This window comes from Fodinibius saliphilus (assembly GCF_005869845.1).
Lineage (GTDB): Bacteria > Bacteroidota > Rhodothermia > Balneolales > Balneolaceae > Fodinibius > Fodinibius saliphilus.
This window is the reverse complement of sequence record NZ_VAWF01000002.1, coordinates 222,877-245,490: the sequence shown is the minus strand read 5'-3', so window position 1 is coordinate 245,490 and position 22,614 is coordinate 222,877. Positions and strand designations below refer to the sequence as shown.

At 41.5% G+C, this 22,614-nt stretch carries 22 protein-coding genes; 15 read left to right on the top strand and 7 right to left on the bottom strand.

Annotated elements, in window-relative coordinates:
* Nucleotides 1–2: 2 nt before the first annotated feature.
* The 10 genes from FCN14_RS09130 (at nucleotide 3) to FCN14_RS09085 (ending at nucleotide 8,259) form a co-directional block, all read left to right on the top strand.
* Entirely contained in the window at nucleotides 3–1,043 is a 1,041-nt protein-coding gene (locus FCN14_RS09130) for a COX15/CtaA family protein (RefSeq protein ID WP_138430972.1), read from the top strand.
* A gap of 79 nt (nucleotides 1,044–1,122) precedes the next feature.
* Entirely contained in the window at nucleotides 1,123–1,842 is a 720-nt protein-coding gene (ric, locus tag FCN14_RS09125; RefSeq protein WP_138430971.1) for an iron-sulfur cluster repair di-iron protein, read from the top strand.
* A 90-nt stretch (nucleotides 1,843–1,932) separates the two neighbouring features.
* On the top strand, nucleotides 1,933–3,738 hold the full coding sequence (locus FCN14_RS09120) for a hypothetical protein (protein WP_138430970.1): 1,806 nt from the start codon (nucleotides 1,933–1,935) through the stop codon (nucleotides 3,736–3,738).
* A 27-nt stretch (nucleotides 3,739–3,765) separates the two neighbouring features.
* A complete protein-coding gene (locus FCN14_RS09115) occupies nucleotides 3,766–5,022 on the top strand; it encodes a hypothetical protein (protein ID WP_138430969.1) in 1,257 nt (418 codons plus the stop codon).
* A complete protein-coding gene (locus FCN14_RS09110; RefSeq protein WP_138430968.1) occupies nucleotides 5,009–5,383 on the top strand; it encodes a group III truncated hemoglobin in 375 nt (124 codons plus the stop codon). Before FCN14_RS09115 ends, FCN14_RS09110 begins: the two co-directional genes overlap by 14 nt.
* 1 nt (nucleotide 5,384) lies before the next feature.
* Nucleotides 5,385–5,834: a hypothetical protein gene (locus FCN14_RS09105; RefSeq protein ID WP_138430967.1), complete on the top strand. Its 450-nt coding sequence runs from the start codon at nucleotides 5,385–5,387 to the stop codon at nucleotides 5,832–5,834.
* Nucleotides 5,835–5,852: 18 nt separating this feature from the next.
* Nucleotides 5,853–6,062: a DUF3565 domain-containing protein gene (locus FCN14_RS09100; RefSeq protein WP_138430966.1), complete on the top strand. Its 210-nt coding sequence runs from the start codon at nucleotides 5,853–5,855 to the stop codon at nucleotides 6,060–6,062.
* Nucleotides 6,062–6,511 (top strand): NnrS family protein, encoded by a 450-nt coding sequence (locus FCN14_RS09095; protein WP_138430965.1) that lies wholly within the window; start codon nucleotides 6,062–6,064, stop codon nucleotides 6,509–6,511. The genes FCN14_RS09100 and FCN14_RS09095 overlap by 1 nt, the downstream gene beginning before the upstream one ends.
* Nucleotides 6,511–6,927 (top strand): cbb3-type cytochrome c oxidase subunit I, encoded by a 417-nt coding sequence (locus tag FCN14_RS09090; protein WP_138430964.1) that lies wholly within the window; start codon nucleotides 6,511–6,513, stop codon nucleotides 6,925–6,927. Before FCN14_RS09095 ends, FCN14_RS09090 begins: the two co-directional genes overlap by 1 nt.
* 36 nt (nucleotides 6,928–6,963) lie before the next feature.
* Nucleotides 6,964–8,259, top strand: a complete 1,296-nt coding sequence (locus tag FCN14_RS09085) for an acetyl-CoA hydrolase/transferase family protein (protein ID WP_138430963.1) — start codon at nucleotides 6,964–6,966, stop codon at nucleotides 8,257–8,259.
* A 343-nt stretch (nucleotides 8,260–8,602) separates the two neighbouring features.
* On the opposite strand, the gene FCN14_RS09080 is transcribed toward FCN14_RS09085, so the two are convergent.
* From FCN14_RS09080 to FCN14_RS09070, 3 genes are all read right to left on the bottom strand, one after another.
* The gene (locus tag FCN14_RS09080; protein ID WP_138430962.1) at nucleotides 8,603–9,163 is read right to left on the bottom strand and encodes a peroxidase-related enzyme; all 561 of its coding nucleotides are present in this window, start codon (nucleotides 9,161–9,163) and stop codon (nucleotides 8,603–8,605) included.
* 379 nt (nucleotides 9,164–9,542) lie between these two features.
* A complete protein-coding gene (locus FCN14_RS09075; protein WP_138430961.1) occupies nucleotides 9,543–9,779 on the bottom strand; it encodes an anti-sigma factor family protein in 237 nt (78 codons plus the stop codon).
* Between the two features lie 54 nt (nucleotides 9,780–9,833).
* Nucleotides 9,834–10,490 carry an RNA polymerase sigma factor gene (locus FCN14_RS09070; RefSeq protein ID WP_138430960.1) on the bottom strand — a complete coding sequence of 219 codons (657 nt, stop codon included), beginning with the start codon at nucleotides 10,488–10,490 and terminating at the stop codon, nucleotides 9,834–9,836.
* Between the two features lie 276 nt (nucleotides 10,491–10,766).
* Here FCN14_RS09070 and FCN14_RS09065 point away from each other — a divergent pair, with 276 nt between their 5' ends.
* The gene (locus FCN14_RS09065) at nucleotides 10,767–11,525 is read left to right on the top strand and encodes an alpha/beta hydrolase family protein (protein ID WP_138430959.1); all 759 of its coding nucleotides are present in this window, start codon (nucleotides 10,767–10,769) and stop codon (nucleotides 11,523–11,525) included.
* A 102-nt stretch (nucleotides 11,526–11,627) separates the two neighbouring features.
* Nucleotides 11,628–11,855, top strand: coding sequence for a hypothetical protein (locus FCN14_RS09060; RefSeq protein ID WP_171032871.1), 228 nt, complete (start codon nucleotides 11,628–11,630; stop codon nucleotides 11,853–11,855).
* Nucleotides 11,856–11,949: 94 nt separating this feature from the next.
* Here FCN14_RS09060 and FCN14_RS09055 read toward each other — a convergent pair whose 3' ends face one another.
* Both FCN14_RS09055 and FCN14_RS09050 read right to left on the bottom strand, forming a co-directional pair.
* Entirely contained in the window at nucleotides 11,950–13,866 is a 1,917-nt protein-coding gene (locus tag FCN14_RS09055) for a TonB-dependent receptor plug domain-containing protein (RefSeq protein WP_171032870.1), read from the bottom strand.
* A 361-nt stretch (nucleotides 13,867–14,227) separates the two neighbouring features.
* Nucleotides 14,228–15,553, bottom strand: coding sequence for a rhodanese-like domain-containing protein (locus FCN14_RS09050; RefSeq protein WP_212747610.1), 1,326 nt, complete (start codon nucleotides 15,551–15,553; stop codon nucleotides 14,228–14,230).
* Nucleotides 15,554–16,096: 543 nt separating this feature from the next.
* Between FCN14_RS09050 and FCN14_RS09045 the strand changes: the two genes are divergently transcribed.
* Nucleotides 16,097–16,762: an energy transducer TonB gene (locus FCN14_RS09045; protein WP_138430956.1), complete on the top strand. Its 666-nt coding sequence runs from the start codon at nucleotides 16,097–16,099 to the stop codon at nucleotides 16,760–16,762.
* Between the two features lie 36 nt (nucleotides 16,763–16,798).
* Here the strand turns inward: FCN14_RS09045 and FCN14_RS09040 are convergent, their stop codons facing one another.
* Together FCN14_RS09040 and FCN14_RS09035 are read right to left on the bottom strand one after the other, a co-directional pair.
* Nucleotides 16,799–17,545 carry a toxin-antitoxin system YwqK family antitoxin gene (locus FCN14_RS09040; protein WP_138430955.1) on the bottom strand — a complete coding sequence of 249 codons (747 nt, stop codon included), beginning with the start codon at nucleotides 17,543–17,545 and terminating at the stop codon, nucleotides 16,799–16,801.
* Between the two features lie 593 nt (nucleotides 17,546–18,138).
* Complete coding sequence (locus FCN14_RS09035) at nucleotides 18,139–20,493, bottom strand: glycoside hydrolase family 3 N-terminal domain-containing protein (protein WP_138430954.1); 2,355 nt, start codon at nucleotides 20,491–20,493, stop codon at nucleotides 18,139–18,141.
* A gap of 328 nt (nucleotides 20,494–20,821) precedes the next feature.
* Here FCN14_RS09035 and FCN14_RS09030 point away from each other — a divergent pair, with 328 nt between their 5' ends.
* Entirely contained in the window at nucleotides 20,822–21,394 is a 573-nt protein-coding gene (locus FCN14_RS09030) for an RNA polymerase sigma factor (protein WP_138430953.1), read from the top strand.
* Between the two features lie 162 nt (nucleotides 21,395–21,556).
* Nucleotides 21,557–22,609 (top strand): FecR family protein, encoded by a 1,053-nt coding sequence (locus tag FCN14_RS09025; RefSeq protein ID WP_171032869.1) that lies wholly within the window; start codon nucleotides 21,557–21,559, stop codon nucleotides 22,607–22,609.
* Nucleotides 22,610–22,614 lie beyond the last annotated feature (5 nt).

The following is a 22,614-nucleotide window of genomic DNA, read 5'->3' as shown; positions in this document are numbered from 1 at the left end:
GGATGGAAGAAACAGCGAACGGGAGATCTGAAAAATATATACAATGGTGGTTTTGGTCCGGAGCCGGTCTTATTACGCTGATGCTGGTAGTTGGTGGTATTACGCGTCTAACCGGTTCCGGCCTATCCATGACAGACTGGAATGTGATAATGGGCGTATTCCCGCCCATGTCAGAAACGGGATGGCAAGAAGCCTTTAACCAGTACAAACAGTTCCCGGAGTATCAACAATTGAATGTTGGGATGACGCTGGATGGATTTAAGTCGATTTTCTTTTGGGAATATACGCATCGGCTGCTCGGTAGAATCGTGGGATTGGTTTTCATGGTTCCCTTTATTTGGTTTTTGATTCGTGGTTACTTCACGCAAAGGCTAATAAAGCGCTCCCTCTTTTTATTTGTGTTGGGAGCTGCACAGGGCATTATGGGTTGGATAATGGTAAAAAGTGGACTGATTGATGTGCCACGGGTTAGCCATTATCGATTAATGCTGCATTTAATTCTGGCTTTTGCCCTGGTGGGGTTTTGTACGTGGTTTGCCCTGGATCTGAGAAAAAGACGAACTACTGATATTGAGAAGTTTGATTCATCTGTAACTAAGTTGACTGTAGCAGTAGGTATTTTGTTAGCCTTACAGATAGTCTGGGGAGCGTTAGTAGCAGGATTGGATGCGGGATTAATCTATAACACTTTCCCACTTATGAATGGTAGCTGGCTTCCACAGAACTTTATGACGATGCAGCCGGCGTTGCTTAATTTGGTTGAGAATCCCGGTACTGTACAATGGATGCACCGGATTTTGGGAACAGTATTTGTGATAGCAGTGGCAATAACTTGGTTTAAGGCAAAGAAATTGAAGGATGTCTTATTGTATCAACGAGCACAAATTTTGTTTGCCTTGGTTATTATCCAGTATGTGTTGGGGATTGTTACCCTGTTGATGAACGTACCTGTAGAAGCCGGAGTGCTGCACCAGTTTGCTGCTATGGTGGTTTGGATAAGTTGGCTGACTGTTTTACATCGGGTATACCGGATAAAACGTTAAACGCAGGAAAGGTTATTATAATTTAAGATAAAAGAGTATTTTATATTCATATACAGTTAAATCAAATAACAAGAACATTATGGAAAAGTTAAATGGACAAACAATAGGAGAAATTGTAGCCGACGACTATAGAACGGCCGGAATTTTCAAAAAGTTTGGACTGGATTTCTGTTGCGGTGGAAAACGAACTGTTTCAGAAGCATGTGAGAAGAAAGGGGTAGATTTTGATAAACTCTCAAAAGAACTGCTGTCTTTAGGCAGTGTCAATTCCGCGAATCACAATTATAATGATTGGTCCCCTGCCCTGCTTGTGGATTACATCATTGAGCGACATCACGAATTTGTGCGGGCTAAAACATCTGAAATTGAAATTTACGCTCATAAGGTAGCCCGTGTACATGGTGAGCGTCACGAAGAGGTAATACAGATACGAGATACTTTCTTGACGCTGAAAGAAGAAATGCTCAGCCATTTGATGAAGGAGGAGGAAATTCTGTTCCCTTATATCAAACAGTTGGTTAATGCTGAAAAAAAGGGAAAACCTGTTGAAAAACCTGACTTTAAAACAGCAGCTAATCCAGTAGCTATGATGGAAGCCGAGCATGAAGATGCCGGTAATTTGATGGCACAGATAGAAGAGCTGAGTAATGGTTTTACACCTCCGCAGGATGCATGTGCTACCTACAGGGTACTCTTTCAGAACCTGGAAGGCTTCCAGGATGATTTGCACAAACATGTGCATTTAGAAAATAATGTACTTTTTCCTAAAGCATTGGAACTGGAAAATCGACTAAACTAACACGAATACATCGTAGCCTGTCGGTAGGGCAGGCTATCTTCTTATGTCAATTTATTAAAACATAGGCGATTTAATAATAAAACATTTGTTATGTCAAACTCTTCACATACATTTTCAATCCCGGTTATGGGAACAGGGCACTCTATTGATTCTCCCATACGGGTAGGTCCGTACGGTATCGATTCAGTAATCTCAATTGTAGATGATCTGCTTGTTGAGCGAATTCGAAAGCATTACTGTAAAAAGTTTGAGCTGCCATATAATAACATTCCGCGCAGTGCAGAAGATGGTCGTGCACAACGAATAACAGCGTATTTAAACCTGGCTCAAAAGTTGGTACAGAATCAATTCGAAGCTATTAAGTCTCAACCTTTTTTTGAGGATAATGAAAAGGCCAAGTATTTTGACCTGTTGCCCGATACCAGTGAGTTAAAGGGCATGTACAATAAACTCATGGAAACCGAGGAAGGTACACTTCGCGACAAGATTTCCTGTAAGCTCTCTCAACTCATGAAGCCTGGTTCTATTGATGTGAATATTATGGCCAAGGTTGATGGGCTTAACTACGAGAAGGATGGAACCCCAATGAGTGGCGAATTTAGTGATGCAAATGCTGCTTTGCGTGGTTACGCAGAAAGTGAGCTCGCATCCAGTCTTATTCTGTCAGCCGGATTTAATCCTCGCTTATATAATTATATGAGTGAATTTAAAGACTTTTACCGGGATGCAAAGGGAGATATCAAAAAGAAAATCATCCTAAAGGTAAGTGATTTCAGATCAGCTCTTATCCAGGGAAAATATTTGGCAAAGAAAGGATTAGAAGTTTTTGAATATCGAATTGAGTCTGGTTTGAACTGTGGCGGACACGCATTTGCCTCCGATGGTTATTTGTTGCCTTCGTTGCTTAAAGAGTTTAGAGAAAAGCGGGAAATGCTAAGTTCTGCAGTAAAGCCATTAATTGAGAAGTATTATGAGAAGAATGGAGATGGATTTTCTGATGATTGGGAGTTTGAAGAACCACGCCTGACAGTTCAGGGTGGGATTGGAGTAAGTGGAGAAGCCCACCGATTACTCGAAGATTTCGGTATGGATGCAACTGGATGGGGAAGTCCGTTCTTGTTAGTACCGGAAGCAACTACGGTAGATAAACCCACACGTGAACTGCTCGAAAATGCTACCGAAGAAGATCTGTATCTGAGTGGAGTGTCACCGCTGGGTGTGCCTTTTAATAACGTGCGAAATACCGGATCGCACCAGTATCACGAAGAGCGTATTGAAAAAGGAAAGCCCGGTTCACCCTGTCCAAAAGGATTTCTCGAATCTAATACAGAATTCACCGAAAACCCGATCTGTACAGCTTCTAATCAGTATCAGTTGTTAAAGCTGGATGATATCAACCAGAGCGATATGACGGAAAAAGAAAAAGAGAAACAACGGGAAAAGGTACTGGAAAAAGCTTGTTTATGTGACCACTTGGGCAACGGCGCGCTAATTGATTTGGGTATTTTAGCCGAGCATCGTGCTCCGCAGGCGATCTGCCCGGGCCCTAATATTGCGTGGTTCGACGGGGAGTATAGTCTCCGTGAGATGGTAGATCATATTTATGGCAGAAGTGAATCTTTGGTTCCTTCCGAACGCCCCCATATGTTTGCCAAAGAGATTGTTCTTTATGTGGATTACTTTGAGGAGCTTGTGGAACAACACGACGGTTCGTCGGGAAACATCAAGAAACTCAAAAAGTTTAAGAATAATCTCGAAAATGGAATGGATTACTGCTTGCAGATTGCAAAGTCAGAATCTTATAAAGATGAAAACCTGGAATCAATTCCGGCTACTGTTGAAAAACAGCAAAAACGTTTAAACACCTTATTTGAGCAGTTAGCTATACCGGCATAATAATCATCTAGAAAAGATACAGGGGCCATGGAAAATAAAATCAGATCCCGGATCGATTCCCTTTGGAAGGTATCGGTGGCCTGTTTTATTATAGCAGGCCTCACGGGATTTCTGTATCGCCTGGGGATGATAGGTTGGCTTACATCATCGCTCGACCTATCGTTGGAAAATATACGGCATGCCCATTCGCATCTGATGTTTTTCGGATGGGCGGTGCCTATACCATTGTATCTTTTGCTCAAGTATATTTGTGATAATTTCAAGCCGGGCATTTCTTCTTTAGGCTGGATGAAATACGGGATATGGGGCGGACTAATATTTGGTGTATTATCCTTTCCCTTTTTCCTGCTTTATGGATACCGACCGGTTCCCATTGGGGCGGGTACATTGCCACTTTCCGTAATCTTATCGGGAATGGTGATGCTCTGCTGGTATATGTTCATGTGGGGATACTACCAAATCCGTGATCAATTAAAAGATGATACGGCACAGCCATGGTTTGACGGTTCGTTGGTGATGCTTTTCATATGTTCGCTGGGGGCCTGGAGTGTAGCCGTAGTGCAAGCACTTGCCCCCGAGAATTTTATGTTAATGAAAGGAATGACCCATTTTTTTCTAGCCACTTTTACTGAGGGATGGGTGGTTCTGGCCCTGCTGGCAATTGTGGTCATACAGTTGGATATACAACCTTCTGACTGGGTAATACCAGAAACGTGGTCGTTGGGTTGCATAGTCATCGGAGCACCCTTGACCTTTCCCTATGGTATTTCCGAATCCCTATTATCTCCGCTGTTACTGGCCGTGGCACGGATTGGAGGCGGTATTGCTGCACTGGGATTGGTACTGTTTCTCTATGTACTGGTAAAATCGGGAAAGTGGAAATATAAAATACAGATCTGGATCTGGCCCATTTCGTTAATCGCGCTAAAAGCCGTCATGCAGATAACAGCTTCTATAGGACCGTCATCATTTTGGTTGGCCGACCACGGACTGCGCATATTCTACCTGCACGTGTTATTACTCGGGGCCTTTACGCTGATGATGTTAGGTAGTTTGCATGTTCAGTCAGAGGCAACGAAAAGCTATTTTTATGCTGTTGTGGGATCAATATATGCTGTTTTGATTAGTCTGGTAATGCCTACACAGTTATGGCCAACATCATGGAGCGGAGTGTGGGTTTTTTATGTCCTTGCCGTAGCTGCCTTATTACCAGTATTGGCTGTATCACTACAATGGATAACACTCAGAAACGTAAACACAAATAGAACCGATGCACGATATTAGAGGAGATGAAGATATAAAGACGCTGGTACATGCATTTTATGACAAGGTGCAGGAAGATGAGCGCCTGGGATATGTTTTTAACGATTACGCGGCGGTCGACTGGGAAAAACATTTGCCCAAAATGGTAGATTTTTGGTCGAATATGTTGTTTCAAACCCGGCGATACAATGGCCGACCTTTTCGACAACATATGAACTTGCCTATTGAAAAGATGGATTTTGATCGCTGGCATAATCTTTTTGAGGAGACAGTAGACGAGCATTTTGAAGGTGTAAAAGCCGATTATGCCAAAGAGATGGCGGCGAAAATTGCGTCATCATTTTCAGTAAGAATGGAAATGGACGGAAAATTTGACAATTGATATGATTGCACGAGAATCCATAGCAGTATTACTTGTAATTATTGTTTCATCAGTTTCAATGATCGGTTGGTCCTATTTTCAGGATGACTCGCATCAGCCCGAAACGATGAAACTGGTGCCGATGATGCAGCGATTGCTTCACGATATGCAGATTGTTGACCAAGGGATCTATACAGAAAATTATGATTTGATTGCTAAGGGGGGCGAGGGTATTGCCGATCATCCCGTAATGACCCCTGAGGATAAGGCTATGGTAAAAAAAGTGCTCGGTAAAGAGATCAAGCAGTTTATTTCTTTTGATAAGACAGTACATCACCATGCTGATTCGATGCGTCAGGCTGCCGTTGAACAACAGATGGATGAGGTATTAAATCATTACCGTATTGTGCAGCAAGGGTGTGTAGATTGCCACTCTAACTATCGTAAGCGGATTTCAGAAGTGAACCAGTAAAGGTAATTGGATTAAGTGATGGAGCACCCCATAATCGGATATCATAAAGATGAAGAAGACGATTGGGTTGCCGAACTCAGCTGTGGACATAACCAGCATGTACGCCACAATCCACCCTGGCAACTTCGTCCCTGGGTGACCAGTAGAAAAGGACGAGAAAGCCGGCTGGGCCATCAACTGGACTGTAAGAAGTGTGACAGAAACGAACCTAAAGATTTTAAAGTGTAATGCCTTTTATAAGTAGAATATTTATTAAGTCTGGGATGGTCTATTTCGTTTTATCCCTGTTTGCCGGGTTATTCCTGGAGATTGAGCAGTTTTCATTCCCGGCCTTAATGCCACTTTTTTGGCATATGCTTATGTTGGGATGGATAACTCAGATTATTATTGGGGTTTCTATATGGATGTATCCCGGCCGTAACAAAGAAGAAGGTTTTTGGAACCAGAAATGGAACTGGTTTACCTTTATCTTTCTAAATATTGGGATGGCGTTACGAGTAGCAGCAGAACCTATGATGACCGAGCAGCATGCCGAGTTCTGGAATATACTTATCGTTATTTCTGCTGTCCTGCATGTATTGGGAGGGATTACCTATCTCATTGAGATATGGCCTCGAATAATGTCAAAAAAAACGCAGCGCAAAAAAAGGAAACGTCAGCGAAGAAGGAGTTCATAATGCCTGGTGTAAGTCGTTGGATGATCCGAATTTCTCTGCTCTACCTCATTATGGGAATGTTGATGGGCGCTGTAATGCTTATCAATAAAGCATACATCATCCATCCTGCTGTTTGGATATTGTTACCTATTCATATTGAGGCCGTTATTATTGGATGGGTTATACAGCTAACACTGGGTACAGCCTACTGGATGCTGCCACGATTTTTAGAACAGCCACAACGGGGAGATCCCAAACTAGCTATTATAATGGTTGTAACTCTGAATCTGGGGATCTTTATTGTTATAGCCGATTCCTTCCTCCCTGTATCATGGGGACTTGGATTGGTAGGACGAATATTAGAATTAAGTGCAGTTGTATTGTTTGTTATCCTTCATTGGAATCGTATCGTCAGTTACAGGGCCGATACTACTTAAAGAAAATTACATTTATTAACTGAAATCAATCTACAGATGTCTTTTAAAGAATATAAAACCAAGTATACTACCGCTAAAGATGCCGTAAAACTTATTAATTCAGGTGATCGGGTATTTGTCCACAGTGTGGCAGCTGCTCCACAACCGCTCATTAATGCAATGACTGCACGGGCTCCCGAGCTCGAAGATGTAGAGATCGTTCATTTGCATACCGAAGGTGAGGCTCCCTATGCAAAACCGGAATACAGCGATACCTTCCATACCAATGCGCTTTTTGTGGGATCTAACGTACGTAAAGCAGTAAATGAGGGAAGTGCCGATTATCTGCCTATATTTTTGAGTGAGGTGCCCGGTCTGTTCCGAAAGAATATCATGCATATAGATATGGCTTTGGTACAAGTATCGCCTCCCGATCAGCATGGATATTGTTCGTTAGGGGTGTCGGTAGATGCTACACGTGCGGCTCTTCAAGAGGCGGATAAAGCGATTGCACTGGTCAACCCCAATATGCCGCGAACTCACGGTGATGGTATTTTTCATGCCAGCCGTTTTAACGCCCTGGTAGAAACAAATGAACCATTACATGAGCTTAATATTCCCGAACCCAATGAGGTAGAGAAAAAGATCGGAAAACACTGTGCAGAGTTGGTAGAAGATGGAGCTACCCTTCAGATGGGGATCGGTGCCATACCCAATGCCGTATTGCAGTCGTTGGGGAACCATAAAGACCTGGGCATCCATACGGAGATGTTCTCAGATGGGGTTATTGATTTGGTAGAGAAGGGAGTGATTACAAACAAGAAAAAAGCTAAACATCCCGAAAAAATTGTAGCCGGCTTTGTGATGGGAAGTCGTCGATTGTACGATTTTGTAGATGACAATCCCATGATAGCAATGCTCGATATTGCCTATGTAAATGACACCGCTGTGATCCGCAGAAACCCCAAAGTTACGGCTATTAATAGTGCTGTAGAAGTAGACCTTACCGGACAGGTATGTGCAGACTCTATTGGAACATATCACTATTCCGGGGTAGGTGGACAGATGGACTTTATTCGTGGTGCTTCACTCAGTGAAGGTGGCAAGCCTATTATTGCATTACCATCAACAACGGGTAAAGGAGAAAGCAAGATTGTACCTCATCTCAAACAAGGAGCCGGAGTAGTTACGACACGTGCACACGTGCATTATGTGGTAACCGAATACGGTGTTGCCAATCTCTACGGTAAGAACCTGAGAGAACGGGCTAAAGCGATGATAGAGATAGCAAATCCCGATCACCGTGAAGAGCTAGAACGAATAGCGTCTGAGCGGTTTAATCATCTAAGCTAACCGTAGCTATATAGCTATTGTAATGCTAACATTTAGGGATGTGGGTGTCACCCGCATCCCTTTTTTATTTAGTTATGTTTTGTCTTAGGGTGTCCCAAATAATGCGGGAATTAGTACGGGTAAAACAGCATATCCTACATAAGTAGATTCTCGACTTTGCTCGGAATGGCAGTGCTTTTTTATATATAAAAACAACATCTGCGTCATTCTGAAGAAAATGAACGCAGTGAATGGACTCGAAGAATCTTCCTGAAAATACTGACTGATGTATGAGGAGTACACTTTAGATGCTAAGCAACTCTATAATGCCATGGATTTTAAATTCTCCTGTCCACTTATATGTTCAGTATTTATATCCTTGCACCTCTTGTTCATCGGCTTCAACCCCCAGTCCCATTACAATTCGGTTTACAAAATTAAAGTAACTGATGACAAGTGTGGCATCCAAGATCGCCCGGTCCGAAAGTCCCAGCTCTTTAAGGGGAGCGATATTTCCATCCTCTGTAATAGCGCCCGGCTTTTGTGTGAGCTTTTTGGCCAATCGGCATAGTTGTTTATTGGTCTCACTAAGATCCATTTTGTCAAAATCTGACCTTAGCTGATCAACACGTTCTTGGTCTTTCCAATAATGGTTTAGTGCTTCCCCATGATGAAGCTGGCAATAATCACAGTTATTGGCTGCAGAAACAACTACAGCTATCATTTCGCGTTGTGCCCGTTTCAAGGGAGACCGTCCGAACATGATCGACATGTATAAATCCATGTGTTTCATGATGCTTTCGGGATTCAGGCTCTGTATTTTATGAATTTGAGCTAGTTTCCCACGTTGTTCTTCTAGCTCTTCATAGATCTTTTTTAATTCGCCTGTAGCTTCTTGGGGTTCAATGATGTCAATAAAAGCCATGAGTTGAAGTTTAGAATTTTACAGTAGTATGAGGTTTTAGATGCCTGCAATAGGCTATCTCTTACATAATAGAAAGTATGCTAAAATATGTAGTAATAAGAGAACTAGAGGAAAGAGATTCTGCTTGCAACCTTCTTGATGGTGGGATATGCAATTAATGAGTTACGGGGTAGATTAGTTTATACGTTTGGATAATCACTCTTTACAAGGGTAAGAAATAAGATAGGGAAAACTTAGATTCGGACAGTAGCTGGTTCTATTTGAGTAGAAGGGCAAATAGGGTACTTAGCAGCTTTTATTGCAGCGGCCTTGTAGGTAGTATTGACTAACTTTGCTATCAATATAGTTGCCGCCTCTATCGAATATCTTAGGTGATAGTTTATCTTTGTATTGTTCGAAGGGCTTCAAGTAGTGCTTCATATTCTTCACGGCATTCTTTACATCTTTTGAGATGGTCTTCTACCAAAGGCATAGCTTCTGCTGCCAACTTTCCTTCAAGTTCCAATTCCGCAAATTTATTTAGCTTCTCAAAGCATTCGTCGCATCCAATTTCATCTGGATGTGAATTAAAGGCAGCATTAATCAGCTTTTTTATAACGTCTTTTGTGATCTTCATAATCTTTTGTTCTTGCATTTACAAACTTTGACAACAAGAGATAACACAATCTTACTATTCGTTGAATAATTCTTCTGGATCGATACCATCGACTTCAAGCTGATTTTTGATTTTCATTCGTGCATCATGGACCAACTTGTAAAGCGCATTACGATTTGTTCCCATCTGTTCGGCAACTACTGTTCCTGATAGCCCCTTCATTACCAATGCTTTCATAGCTTTTCGCTGTTTATCGGTTAGCTCTTCATTAATAATGCGTAATACCTTTTTTAAAACAAGCTGTTCATGTGTGGCCTCTTCAGGATCGGGCAGGTCGGTGGCAAATGTTAATGAGGTTAATTCATCTCGGCCCTCATCATCGGGATATTTAAAATCCTCAATAGAAGAATCATCATATTTTTTTCGACGCAGTTCGGTAAGCCCTTCACGTACTGCGATTTTCATAGCCCAGGTAGTAAGTTTGCTCTCGCCCCGAAATGAATCGATGTTATCCAACACCTTGAGTAGGGCATCCTGTGCGACATCCTCAACAAATTGATCTAACTCGCGATCTACATATTTGTGGAGTGCAGGTTTGAGCCCCTGGATGAGCCTTTCGCGTAGCTGTTCCACAGCATTTTCATCGACTGGTGCCGATAACCCTCGGATCCATTCTTCATTTGTCTCGTAAGAATCATTTTTCTCACGACGTCTTTTAAACCAGTTGAGCATATATCTGTTGGTTTCTAGATTAAATCCTAAATAACAATAGCTATGCTGTGATACAACCTACACCGCATAACATATATAATAATACTGTTGATTGGAATCCACTCTCTGGCTTATGGCAGTCGGTATTGCGTGGATGGGAGATGAACACCAATAAGACTCTAATTGATCTGACTGGCTGGTATTTTGTCCGGATTCTCCAATCTATGGAAATAGAAAATAGGATTTGATAAAGTAGGGATTTACTCATAAGGTTTATTTTTAACTCAATACTATTTAATGAAGAGCCATAAGATAGAATTTCCCGGTAGTCAGAATATGAACCTTTCAGCGCGTATTGATGAGCCCGATGATGGTCTTTCTAAAGGGGCCGTACTTTTTGCCCACTGTTTTACTTGCAGTAAAAACTTGAAGGCTGTTGGACGCATTAGCCGTGTTCTTACCAACCATGGTATGGGTGTTTTTCGCTTTGATTTTACTGGTCTGGGTGAGAGTGAGGGGGATTTTGCGGATACAAATTTTTCATCAAATATTGATGACCTTAAAGCGGCCGCTGATTTTATGAATGCGGAATGGGCAAGTCCTCGCATGTTGATTGGACACTCGCTGGGCGGAGCTGCGGTTTTGCAGGCAGCTCATCAGATCTCTTCAGTAGAGGCCGTGGTAACCATAGGTGCACCCTGTAATCCTGAACATGTTAGCCGTCATCTGATGGACAAAATGGAGCAGATAAAAGAGCAGGGAAAGGCCCGGGTAAAGTTAGGAGGTCGCATTTTTACGATCAAAAAACAGTTTTTAGATGACCTTAAAGAACAGAAGATGAACAAGGTGATTAAAAATTTGGGTAATCCACTGCTTATTTTTCATTCCCCTGTAGATAAAACGGTGGGAATCGATAACGCAGCTCATATCTATCAACTGGCGAAACATCCAAAGAGTTTTATCTCTTTGGATGATGCCGATCACCTAATGACCAACGAAGAGGATGCCCGCTATGTAGGATCTGTTACTGCTGCATGGGTGAATCGATATCTTTAAGAGAAATAATGCAATCCTTAAGTGGTGATTGATCGGCCATTAAACTATTTAGGATAACAACTGGCTCGCTACCTTACGAGAAGTAATGAGATCCGTAAATCTATGACAACCTGTTTGCGTGAAGCTTTAGAATACTCATTGCCCCCGGGTTTGGTTGAGGAAACCAATCATATCAGTACAGCTTTTAAATATATTACACAGCCAACGTGGTCTCATGTAGCGCTTAATGTTGATTATGATAAATATCTCTGGCTTATTGAAAGTGGATTTGATAACAAACAGCTAACTTGGTCAGAAAACCTACCATTGAGAGCTAGGCAGATTAATTGATGGTGTAAATCGGTATTACCTTTCAGCTGTTAAAACCCAAAACCTCATCCCGAAACGTTGCTCCGGGGATTTGGCTATAGGCAAGCAAAAGAGGTTATAGTTCCCAGCTAAGGGTACCCATGATCCAGCGTTCGGGCATACGTGCCCCGAGAATATCTTGGTAGTTTTTGTCAAAAAGATTATCAGCTTCTATACCAACAGTGAAGTTTTGATAGAAGTTATAATCAACTTTCAGATTCCAAACACTATACCTTGATGCCTTGAAGGCATTAATTTGAGTTGCTTGATCAGCGTCGCGATCCTTCCAAAGTCCCGTTAATGCTACCTTTGCATGGCCTTTCCGAAGAGATACCGTTGTATTGATTAAGTGGCGCGCATAGTTTGCGATATATTTCGAGTCTATATTTTGATCATTAACTAAGTTGGCAAAAGTATATCCAATACGGCTGCTGAGTAACCAATTGGCTCCTAAATCTTTGCGGATGGTCAATTCAGTTTCAACCCCCACTGTTTCTACATTGCTTAGATTTTGGGCATAGAGGTAATTTGTGTTGCCGGCCAGGTTATCATTATTGGGAATATTGGAAGAGTTGGTTTCCACATAGTCAATTAGGTTTTGTGATGACCGAAGAAATCCGGTAGCAGAAAATCGAATGTTCGACAGACCTATAAAATCAAAACCAACTTCTCCTGACCATGAACGTTCCGCTTTTAAATCAGGATTCCCGAGATTACGGCCAGCTGACAGTGGTCCGGTCAAGTTTGTAGAAATATAACGTTCAGTATAGCTGGCCGATCGGATACTACGCCCCCCTGAAGCACGAACAATCCAATTGTCCAGATCATAAGAAGCGCTCAGCTGCGGCATTAATTCACTGCCGTAGTTTTCATCATGATCAAGGCGCAGGCTTCCGGTCAGCGTAAAGGCGCTGTTTGGTTTCCACTCTGCCATTGAGAAGCCGGCGTAATGCCAATCACTGTGGTTGCCGCGGTCGTTACTGCGGATGTTACGAGCAGTTGTTTGGGCACCATAGGTAAGCGACCACTGTTCGGAAAGTTTGCGATACTGGAAAAGCTGAAGATTCAACAGCTTGGTAGTGTGATGGTTTGCGGGGAAAGCAGGATTAAAGACAAAATCGTCAGTGTTGTGCTTGTAGGCCCCCTTGAGTGTTGTTAAGGCACCATCACTTTGCTTAGTAAGTTTAAGCTGGGTCCACCAGGCTTTAGTGTGGTCTGTGGCTTCATCATAGGGACTAGCTGTATAAAAATACTTAGCGTTATAATCTCGATAGTCGTATGCAGCGCGTGTTGCAAGGTCCCAACCATTACCCAAATCAAAACCGGCCGATAGAGAGGCTTTTCCGATATTAAAATAGTTGGTATAGTTTGGGGTTAACTCTTGGCCGGGAGTGTTAAACCACATACCACCGCCTGCAATTCTATAATTGGAATTGGAATAGAAAAAGCCGCCCTGCCCGATTTTTAAATCATTTTGGCCATAACCAACTTTTAGTTTTGCATCAGTTTTTTGTGAGCTATTTTTTTGACTAAAACTTCGGGTAACAATATTGATAACTCCCCCAACAGCGTCAGCACCATATTGTGCGGCAGCCGGCCCATGAAGCACCTCAATGCGTGCAATTTCTGAAGGTGCGACGGGAATATTTGAACTATAGTGAGCAGTAAGTGGATCGTTGAGTCTCATACCATCAACCATCACCAATACCTGGGAGAAAGAGCTGCCTCGAATACTAAAATCAGACTGTGTGCCAAAAGCACCTCGGGATTGCACCTCAATTCCTGATGCATAACGAAGTACTTCATCAGTAGTATGAACGGGTAAATTTCTTATCGTTTTAGCGGGAATGATAGTAATATTGCGCCCTGATCCAGCGGCTGTTTGTGGAATACGGCTTGAGGAAACCAACATCTCTTTTGATACAACGAGGGTATCCAATGTTTGGGCCTGTTGTGCTTGGCCGGTTCCAGATACTATTAGTAGTAGAACCATAGTTAAAAGATAGCCTTTCAATCCTTGTATGATCTTACCAGGAGACGGTATAAAAGATCGGTCTGAAAGCATGATAGTGAGTAACTAAAATCGTTAAAATTTGTACTGATCAAAATGTCTTTGAAAATAGCGGGGAAAATATCATGAATTTAGCCATAAAGAAAGGAATTCCTGCAGAAAAAAATCCAAAGCCATAAATGGTTAGATCTTCATAATAGCAGCTGAAAGAGGATGGTTGTTTCAACAAAACTGTCAGGCAATAACTGTTAAGCATAAGCACCGAGGGAGTTGTAATGCAATGTTGGGGTTCATAGGTTACTCGATTGTATTGAAATATATAAGCAGAAAATGCTCAAACTGACTATTGAGCCATCGTTTTTTGGGACTTCGGTGCTTGTTCGGGGATACCGGTTTCAACAGGATTATTGGGATTATTACACCATTGGTACCATCCGCCATCATAAACCGATACATTAGGCCATCCCATTAGCCAGGCGTTCCAGAATGCTTCACTGCCGCGCCATCCTGTTCCGCAGTAAAAAGCAATATGTTTATCGGCTATTATTCCCCCCTCTTTCCATGCTTGTTCAACTTCCTGAAACTCTCTCATAGTATGATCAAAGTTGCGATAGTTTTCCATATGGTAGGCATCACTACCACAGTTACCGAAAATAGCTCCGGGGATGCGTCCTTTCTTTTTAATATAGTGATAACCGCTCCGTTCACCGATAAATTCCTCCCAGCTGCGGATGCTGACTAGGTCACCATCATCGGCAGCCAGTAGTTCCTTTGCCTCCGGGGGATCTATCATTATTTCAGGGCAACCGGGTATATCAGCCCCAAAATCATTAATGGGAGTGGGGCTAATAGCTTCTGTTGATAGTGGCAGCTGTTTTGTTTCCCAGCTGGTAATTCCTCCATTAAGAATGCGCACATCGTTGACACCGGCATACAGCATTATAGCAGCACAACGAAGAGCACCCAGATGACCGGCACTTTTGCCCGGGAACTTTTCTTCATTAAAAGTAGGAGCTGAAAACCGACCATACAGTACAACTGTTGTGTCATGATGAATACCCAACTTTTCAAGAGTTTCTTTTAACTCGTCAGGAGAGCGGCGGTTCCACGTTTCTGTAGATTCCAGACTATTGGTGTCTATGGGGATGGCTCCGGGGATATGCCCGCGATGGTAATCTTCGATATTGTCATAATGGCTATGACAGATAACGAAATCATCATTATCATATTTGGGAGGTGTATTTCCTTTAATAAGTTGATTAACCCAGTCAGGATAAACCAATTGCTGGTATCGTGCTAGCTGTTCCAGAGAGAGGGCTTCATCAGCTGACCACTCAGTGACAAAACTGTTATAGATAAATAATTCGCCATATCCCAACTCTCTCATTTTATGAGCCATTGTACTGGCGGTGTTACCCGAATAACCATAAATAATAATAGGAAGATTCTTAGTGATATTCTTTTCTTCCAGTACTTCTACCCAATCCATGTAACCTGTCCATTGCAGGGGAATGCTTTTGGCGCCGGGAATATGCCCCCCTCTTTGTTCACCTTCTAGCGCCCAGCCATTATATGCGGCAATGGGACGGATATCTATAAGTTGTACGTTTTCTTTTTCAATTTTTGAAACAACTTCTTTTGTCGATAACTCCTTAGCCATTTGTGACATATAATTGTTATTTGCGTTACAAGATGATCGTTGGCTGTTGCAGTAATAATGTATTGCGGGGTTTTAGCATTCCTCCTATAAATTTGAAGTACTCTTGATTACATCCAGATACACAAAAAGAATACTGTTCACTTCACAAATAGTTGTTACCAAATCTGAATATATCAAGGAGTTTACAACTGAATAATAATGAATTAACTATTGTTTTTCTTCGAGTTGCTTTCCTATTCCTGGTCACTCAATCAAGGATTTATGTTTTGTTTGATATACCTTTTGCCCTTGTTATCACCCGCCATTTTTGACCAGACAAGACCTTTGGAGAGTATAACTTCAATGTTGAAGGAGAAATGTGTTACCTGGAAGCGCTTAAGATTTTCAGGGAGGTTCATTTGATCACCAAACCAGGAAATGGATAGATTCAACGTAGTATTATTCGATCGAAATAATAAAATCATCTTTATTTAAGATAAAGGAATCATAAATCTTAAATAGGTGTTATGTTTAAAAAGGATGGTACCCTGAAATATTAAATAGGAGGTTCCCATGATGCCTATTAAAAATAAATCGAACCTCGAAAAGTATTATACGCTTTTCTTTGAAAGCGGATTAATCATGAGTTTGCTCATTTTTGTAGCTCTTACCAAGTTGCCTATTGGTGGCGGTGGGGAAACAGAAATTACGTTCCATGAGCAAAGTGAAGCCATTGTCATGGAAGATATTGAGCAAACGAGACAAGAGCATACGCCGCCCCCTCCTCCTCGTCCTATAGCGCCTGTAGAGGTGCCCAATGATGAAATTATAGAGGAACAAATTTTAAATCTTGATTCTGAACTTGATATAGATCAAGAAGTAGACCGATTGCCCCCCCCACCTAAGGAAACGGCCGAAGAACCCATCGAAGATGAAGAGAACTTCTTTGTCGCTGTAGAGCAGATGCCGAAGTTAAAAGGAGGCTTGGAATCGATACAAAAACATATTGAATATCCTAAGAATGCCCGTATGGCAGGCATTGAAGGCCGAGTAATTGTACAGTTTGTAGTTAATAAAAAGGGAGAGGTAGAAGATCCCAAGGTGATACGCGGAATTGGGGGTGGCTGTGATCAGGAGGCTCTTCGGGTTGTAAATCTTGCTCAATTTGAACCGGGAAGGCAGCGTGGCAATGCAGTATGTGTACAGTATAGTTTGCCTATTACATTTGTCTTAAAATAAAAGTAGAGGCATTCAATAGTTAAATATGGTATGAAACTACTGTTGGGTGGGACTTATTGTGGAGTCTGCTTTACCATTTTTATAGATGATTATTTTTTCTATACTGCCGGTACTATCTCGGTAGACCCATTTGCCATGTTTGCGACCGTCTTTAAATATACCTTTGGTTGAAATTGTGTTGTTGGGATTCCAGGCCGTAAATTCACCATGATAAAAAGAGATTTCCCCATCTTTTTCCAGTGGCCAGATAGCTTTAGGGTTTCCATTTTCCCAGAAATCAAAGGCTCTGTTTTTATTCCATTTTGATTTTAATGTACCACTTTCAAAATATCGTTTGCCAGAATGCCTGTTATACTTGGATTTTAGCGTTCCGGAATGATGCCAGGTTGTAGTTATATATTTCGCATCGGTACTGTCTGGGGTTACAATCATTTCTGAGTTCATGTTTCCATTTGGGTACCAGGAGACAAATCGTTGAATTCTTCCCTCCTCAAAAAACCCTTTCGCTTTAAGAGTGTCATTCCAGGTTTTATTTACCATGCTGCCTGTAAATGGAGCATTTTTCCCTTTGTGGTAATAAATATGATCAATGAAATGGGTAGAATCATTCTGCTCTATATTTGAGCCGCTAGTACTATCCCTTAATTCGAGCTCTGGGAAAACTGCCAATATTTGATCCGTTTCTTGATCTAGTGATGGTTCGCCTACAGATCGATCTGTTGATTGGCAGGAAACTAAAAGTAAGGGCAAGAAAAGTAAAAGATAGGAATAGGTTCGAAACATAGGTAAAGCAATTGTTGAAGCGGAGATGTATTATAATCCCAGAAAGGTAGCGCTGTATTGTAAAGCTGTTGATTAGTGATGTTAACTAGCCATTTTAGGATAATAAAAATAGGATACGCAGATTAAATGATGGTTGCAATCCAATATCACAAATATCATCATTAGGGGCGGAATACTATTCCACGTTTTCGGGCATCTTCTCTATAGTTTGTGCTATCTCTTTCTGTAAACTTGATTCGTGAGCACGATCTCCGGGCGTCAGTTTTAACTCCTAATCTGGTGCTTTTTCATCATTACTAAACTTTTTGTAGTCTCGATGATGTTTCAATATACGGGTATACGCAACACGAAAAATATATGATCTCAACGATTGGTCAGGGTCGATCTTTGATCGATGTTCCTTGATATAGATTAATGCTTTTGAATAATATCTTTGGCGACCCCATAAAGTTCTCGGGGGATAATGGCTTGTCGGGAGTGCCCTCTAATAAGTGCCGGTACAAATAGCACAGAGGGCGTTACAAGTGTTGATGGCGGAGAGATATGATTCTCCCCGCCAATTATTAAAAGTTTAGATAAAGAGTATTGCAGAATTAATCTGCAGAGGCACTCGATCTGTTAGTCTTTATGTAAAATCTTTGCGATTCTTCACCGACGTATAAATTAAAATATCCTTCTTCAAGTATTTGTTCTCCATTAGCGTTAGGATATGATAATTGCTTTTGGGGGTCTAGTGTAAGCGTAACTTCTTTGCTTTCACCCGCTTTTAGATGTACACGCTGGAACTTGACCAGTTCTTTAACTGGTCGTGTGATCGTACCGACGTTATCTGAAAAATACCATAAGACAGTCTCAGTACCGGCAATATCACCAGTGTTTGTGACAGTGATATTTGCAGTAACTGTTTCTGATTCGTTATAGGTGCTATCTTCCATAGTCAGGGATTCGTAGCTGTAGTCGGTATAGCTGAGACCATGACCAAAACTCCAAAGTGCAGTAGTTTTGTTTGCTTGTTCAATATTATTGGCAACATCAGCATCAAAAAAGTAGACGGCACTAGATTTGTGATTGTAAGGTGTTGTATGTCCTACAAATTGCGGATAAGAAAATGGGAGTTTACCACTGGGATTATAGTCTCCACTTATAACATCTGTTATTGCTTTTGCCCCTTCAAAGCCGGGAAGTCCTGCCCAGAGAATAGCATCTGTTTCGTCAACGATTTCTGTTATTACTCGTGGTCTGCCTTCTACTAACACTAATACTGAAGGTTTGTTATAGCTGTTAACAGTCTTGATAATTTCAAGTTGTTTTTCGGCCAGTTTGAGATTGGTGATATTCCCTACAAACTCTGTATAAGGATTTTCTCCGGCAGCAATGATAACGGCATCGGAAGCTTTGATCGCCTTATTAAATTTGTTGCGGAGCTCAGATCCCGGGGTTCCTATAGAATCCATACTTACAACTTCAGCATTAGAAAATCTATCTGTGATGGCCTCTGTAATAGTAGGCATAGAATCAGGATAGCGAACTTCAGAAGCCCCTTGCCAGGCGATTGTCCAACCACCGGCCAGGTTACTTTTGTCATTTGCTGATGGACCCACTACTAAAATTTGATTGATCTCTTTAGTTAGGGGAAGCGTATTATTGTCATTTTTCAATAGTACCATTGATTCTTGGGCTGCCTGTAAAGCAATATTTTTATGGCTGTCACTTCCAATATCGTTTAGCCCCTTTTCTGATGGATAGGGATGCTCAAATAATCCGAGTTCAAACTTTAGTCGCAAGATACGCTTCACCGATTTATTAAGACGCTGTTCACTTATTTTGCCTTTGTCGACTAAGCTGAGCAGGCTTTCATTAAATTTTAAAGAAGTCGGTGTCATGCTCATGTCAATTCCGGCATTTACGGCCTGATATGTTGCCTCTTCATAATTACGAGCTGTTTTGTGATAATCGACAAGTTTTCCAATATCATCCCAATCAGTTACCGCTACCCCTTCAAAACCCATCTCATCACGAAGTAGGTTGGTGAGTAGTTTTTTAGATGCATGTACTGGGATCCCGTTCACTTCACCACTGTTTACCATTATGGTCTTAACTCCAGCATCAATTGCAGCCTGAAAAGATGGACGATGAAATTCGTGAAGTGCTTGCATCGAAAGATTTACCGGGGTGCGGTCCCAACCTGAGCGGGGTACAGAATAACCAATAAAATGTTTGGCTGTTGCCGCCAGACCGTAAGGGACTGTTTTTGTGTGTTTCTTTTGGTAACCGGTAACGTATGCCTTCCCCAACTGAGAGGCGAGGTATGGATCTTCTCCGAAGGTTTCATACTGGCGCGCCCAGTACGGGTTACGTCCCAGGTCGAGAACAGGGGCAAAGTTCCAGGTATGGCCCAAAGGTGCTGACTCTAAGGCGGTTATCTTACCATTGTTATAGGAATTACTAGGATTAAAAGTAGCACCAATATTAATATTGTGTGGGAATATGGTGCTGCCCTGAACATAGCTAGCTCCATGAATATGGTCGATGCCATATATGATGGGGATACCAAGTCGGGTTTCTTCAACAGCAATTTGCTGGAGATCTTTCACATATTTAACCCATTGACCAGGAGGAACCGCTTCACCGTTAAGAAAAGATCCGATATGATGTTTGGTGAGAAGTTCTCTTGCCTTTTGGGCATTAAGCTCAACATTACGTTGCTCCCCGGTATTGTTTATTAGGGTAATATTCAGCTGTGTCATTTGCCCAACTTTCTCCTCAACAGTCATTCGGTTGAGAAGATCTTCAACCCGATCATCAATTGATAGAGATGCGTCTAAATAGGATTGAGCGAAAATGGGTGTACTTATTCCTAAACAAAAAAGTATAACGCTCAGAGTAATCCCAATTATAAAAGGGGTTCGCCTTCTAAGGCTACTATATCGGTTCGGAAGCTGTAACATAAATAAAGTCCTGAAATTTAAAATATTGCTGGTTAAAAGCTGCTGACCTTATTTAATGCCTTTTCAGTAAAAGGGAACTGGGAAGCACGGTCAGTAATAAATTTCAGAACGACGAAACTGACAGAATCTAATGCTAGTATTGGCAACAATCAAGATGGTTTATTAAATATTTTGTATAAATATTTTGCTATAATAGTTTATAAATGCTTTTAGGAAAAAATGATGGTTACTTATTAACCAATTGGTAGGGTTAAAATCATTCCTTCCTTTTTCTAAATAGTATTGGATAGGGTAAATGAAATAATAATTTGATGGGTCCGGGAAATTAATGGGATCTGAACAGCATGAAAGTAAGAGCATTGCCAACGATTTGCTTTGGGAAGAAATTCGCCAAGGCAATAAGAAGGCACTTGCTGCAATTTTTAACAAATACTTTGATTCACTTTATGGGTACGGCTACAGGATTGTAGCTAATGATCAGAAAGTGCGTGATGCTATTCAGGAAGTTTTTTATCAGCTTTGGAAATACAGAGAGAGATTGACAGAGGTACAGTCGGTGCGAGCTTATTTATTTGTTTCACTTCGGCGCGAGATATTAAATGAGAAATCGGCCAGTGTACGGCGAGAAAAGAGACATGAGGAATATTCATTGGAAGAATTTCAAATTCATTTTAAGTACGACAAATGGGTTGAGGTTCTTGATATTAAGAAGGAAAAAAAAGGAAAGGTTAAGGAAGCAATAAAAGGTCTGACTCCTCGTCAACGGGAAGCTATTTTTTTGAAATATTTTGAGGGGCTGTCTACGCAAGAAATGACAGGGGTAATGCAAGTTCGCGCACAAAGTATCTACAATATTTTGTCAGATGCTATAAAAAAACTCCGAAATATCTTGAATAAATAAATTTTTTGAGACTAGGATAGGGCTGTAACGTCATGTCGCTCAGTTACTTATGTGTTTGCAAAAAAATATTTCATTTTTCTTGAAAAAAATTGAGTAGAAATGAGATTTGACTTCCTCTTTAAGGGTGCAATCGAGGTTAACTTAACGAAAAGAGGAATGCAGATGTCGAAAAAACTCTCCGAATTACTACTTGATGATTCATTCATCAGGTTTCTAAAAGGGACTGCTTCGGAGAATGAAGAGGCCCAGTGGTCTGAATGGATGCAAGAAAAGGCAGAGTATGCCGAACTTGTAAAGCAAGGTCGCGAGTTGTTAAAAGATGGAGTTGAAACAGTATCCGCTCCTAACGCTGAACCGGAGCTGCAAAAATTAATGGCGCGTATTGAAAGCGAAAAATATTTCAAGCCATTAAATGCAATTCGAAAACAGCATAAGAAAGTGGTTTGGGCAACAATGGCTGCGGCAGCAGGTATTTTACTCCTCGTTGGTTTTATTGGCCGGCAAGCATTTTTTCAGAACGACGGAACTGAAAATAGCCAGGCCTCCTCGATCGCATATAGAACATTAACTACAGAGTACGGCGAACGAACGGCAGTACACTATTCTGATGGTTCCGAGATAGTGATGAATGCCCATTCAACAATGCGTATGCCAGAAAATGTAAAAGGTAGCAATGCAGTAGAAGTATGGCTAGAGGGAGAGGCATTCTTTAACATAACCCGTAAATCGGACTCTAACTCCAGGACCTTTATTGTTCACACCCCCGATGGGGATGTATCGGTTTTAGGAACAGAGTTCGCCGTAAATACAAGCGGTGAGCAAACCAGGGTAGTTCTTGCTGAAGGTCGTGTACGCTTAGAAAACAAGGGGGCTCCCGATAAAGATGCAATACAGTACGAAATGGAGCCGGGAGAGCTTGCCCTTCTTGCTAAAGGGATGGATAAAATCGAGGTAAGCAATGTTAATCCCAAGGTATATACTTCCTGGTCTACTGATAGCTTGGTTTTGGATAATACCCCTTTCTCCGAGCTGATAAAGCGAATTGAATTCACCTATGATGTTAAGGTAAAGGTTAAGCAGAAGCATCTTCTTACGGAAAAACTGACGGGCAAATTCCGGAATTTAGACTTAAACCACCTCATAGAGGGGATATCAAAAACGATGAATGTCAAAATTATCAAAAGAAATAAAACACTGTTTGTGGAAAAAAAGTAAGTCTT

Bases quoted from the DNA above. Each gene is read 5' to 3' on its own strand.
- FCN14_RS09130 (WP_138430972.1), top strand. From the start codon at position 3: ATGGAAGAAACAGCGAACGGGAGATCTGAAAAATATATACAATGGTGG.
- ric (WP_138430971.1), top strand. From the start codon at position 1,123: ATGGAAAAGTTAAATGGACAAACAATAGGAGAAATTGTAGCCGACGAC.
- FCN14_RS09120 (WP_138430970.1), top strand. From the start codon at position 1,933: ATGTCAAACTCTTCACATACATTTTCAATCCCGGTTATGGGAACAGGG.
- FCN14_RS09115 (WP_138430969.1), top strand. From the start codon at position 3,766: ATGGAAAATAAAATCAGATCCCGGATCGATTCCCTTTGGAAGGTATCG.
- FCN14_RS09110 (WP_138430968.1), top strand. From the start codon at position 5,009: ATGCACGATATTAGAGGAGATGAAGATATAAAGACGCTGGTACATGCA.
- FCN14_RS09105 (WP_138430967.1), top strand. From the start codon at position 5,385: ATGATTGCACGAGAATCCATAGCAGTATTACTTGTAATTATTGTTTCA.
- FCN14_RS09100 (WP_138430966.1), top strand. From the start codon at position 5,853: ATGGAGCACCCCATAATCGGATATCATAAAGATGAAGAAGACGATTGG.
- FCN14_RS09095 (WP_138430965.1), top strand. From the start codon at position 6,062: ATGCCTTTTATAAGTAGAATATTTATTAAGTCTGGGATGGTCTATTTC.
- FCN14_RS09090 (WP_138430964.1), top strand. From the start codon at position 6,511: ATGCCTGGTGTAAGTCGTTGGATGATCCGAATTTCTCTGCTCTACCTC.
- FCN14_RS09085 (WP_138430963.1), top strand. From the start codon at position 6,964: ATGTCTTTTAAAGAATATAAAACCAAGTATACTACCGCTAAAGATGCC.
- FCN14_RS09080 (WP_138430962.1), bottom strand. From the start codon at position 9,163: ATGGCTTTTATTGACATCATTGAACCCCAAGAAGCTACAGGCGAATTA.
- FCN14_RS09075 (WP_138430961.1), bottom strand. From the start codon at position 9,779: ATGAAGATCACAAAAGACGTTATAAAAAAGCTGATTAATGCTGCCTTT.
- FCN14_RS09070 (WP_138430960.1), bottom strand. From the start codon at position 10,490: ATGCTCAACTGGTTTAAAAGACGTCGTGAGAAAAATGATTCTTACGAG.
- FCN14_RS09065 (WP_138430959.1), top strand. From the start codon at position 10,767: ATGAAGAGCCATAAGATAGAATTTCCCGGTAGTCAGAATATGAACCTT.
- FCN14_RS09060 (WP_171032871.1), top strand. From the start codon at position 11,628: ATGACAACCTGTTTGCGTGAAGCTTTAGAATACTCATTGCCCCCGGGT.
- FCN14_RS09055 (WP_171032870.1), bottom strand. From the start codon at position 13,866: ATGGTTCTACTACTAATAGTATCTGGAACCGGCCAAGCACAACAGGCC.
- FCN14_RS09050 (WP_212747610.1), bottom strand. From the start codon at position 15,553: ATGTCACAAATGGCTAAGGAGTTATCGACAAAAGAAGTTGTTTCAAAA.
- FCN14_RS09045 (WP_138430956.1), top strand. From the start codon at position 16,097: ATGATGCCTATTAAAAATAAATCGAACCTCGAAAAGTATTATACGCTT.
- FCN14_RS09040 (WP_138430955.1), bottom strand. From the start codon at position 17,545: ATGTTTCGAACCTATTCCTATCTTTTACTTTTCTTGCCCTTACTTTTA.
- FCN14_RS09035 (WP_138430954.1), bottom strand. From the start codon at position 20,493: ATGTTACAGCTTCCGAACCGATATAGTAGCCTTAGAAGGCGAACCCCT.
- FCN14_RS09030 (WP_138430953.1), top strand. From the start codon at position 20,822: ATGGGATCTGAACAGCATGAAAGTAAGAGCATTGCCAACGATTTGCTT.
- FCN14_RS09025 (WP_171032869.1), top strand. From the start codon at position 21,557: ATGTCGAAAAAACTCTCCGAATTACTACTTGATGATTCATTCATCAGG.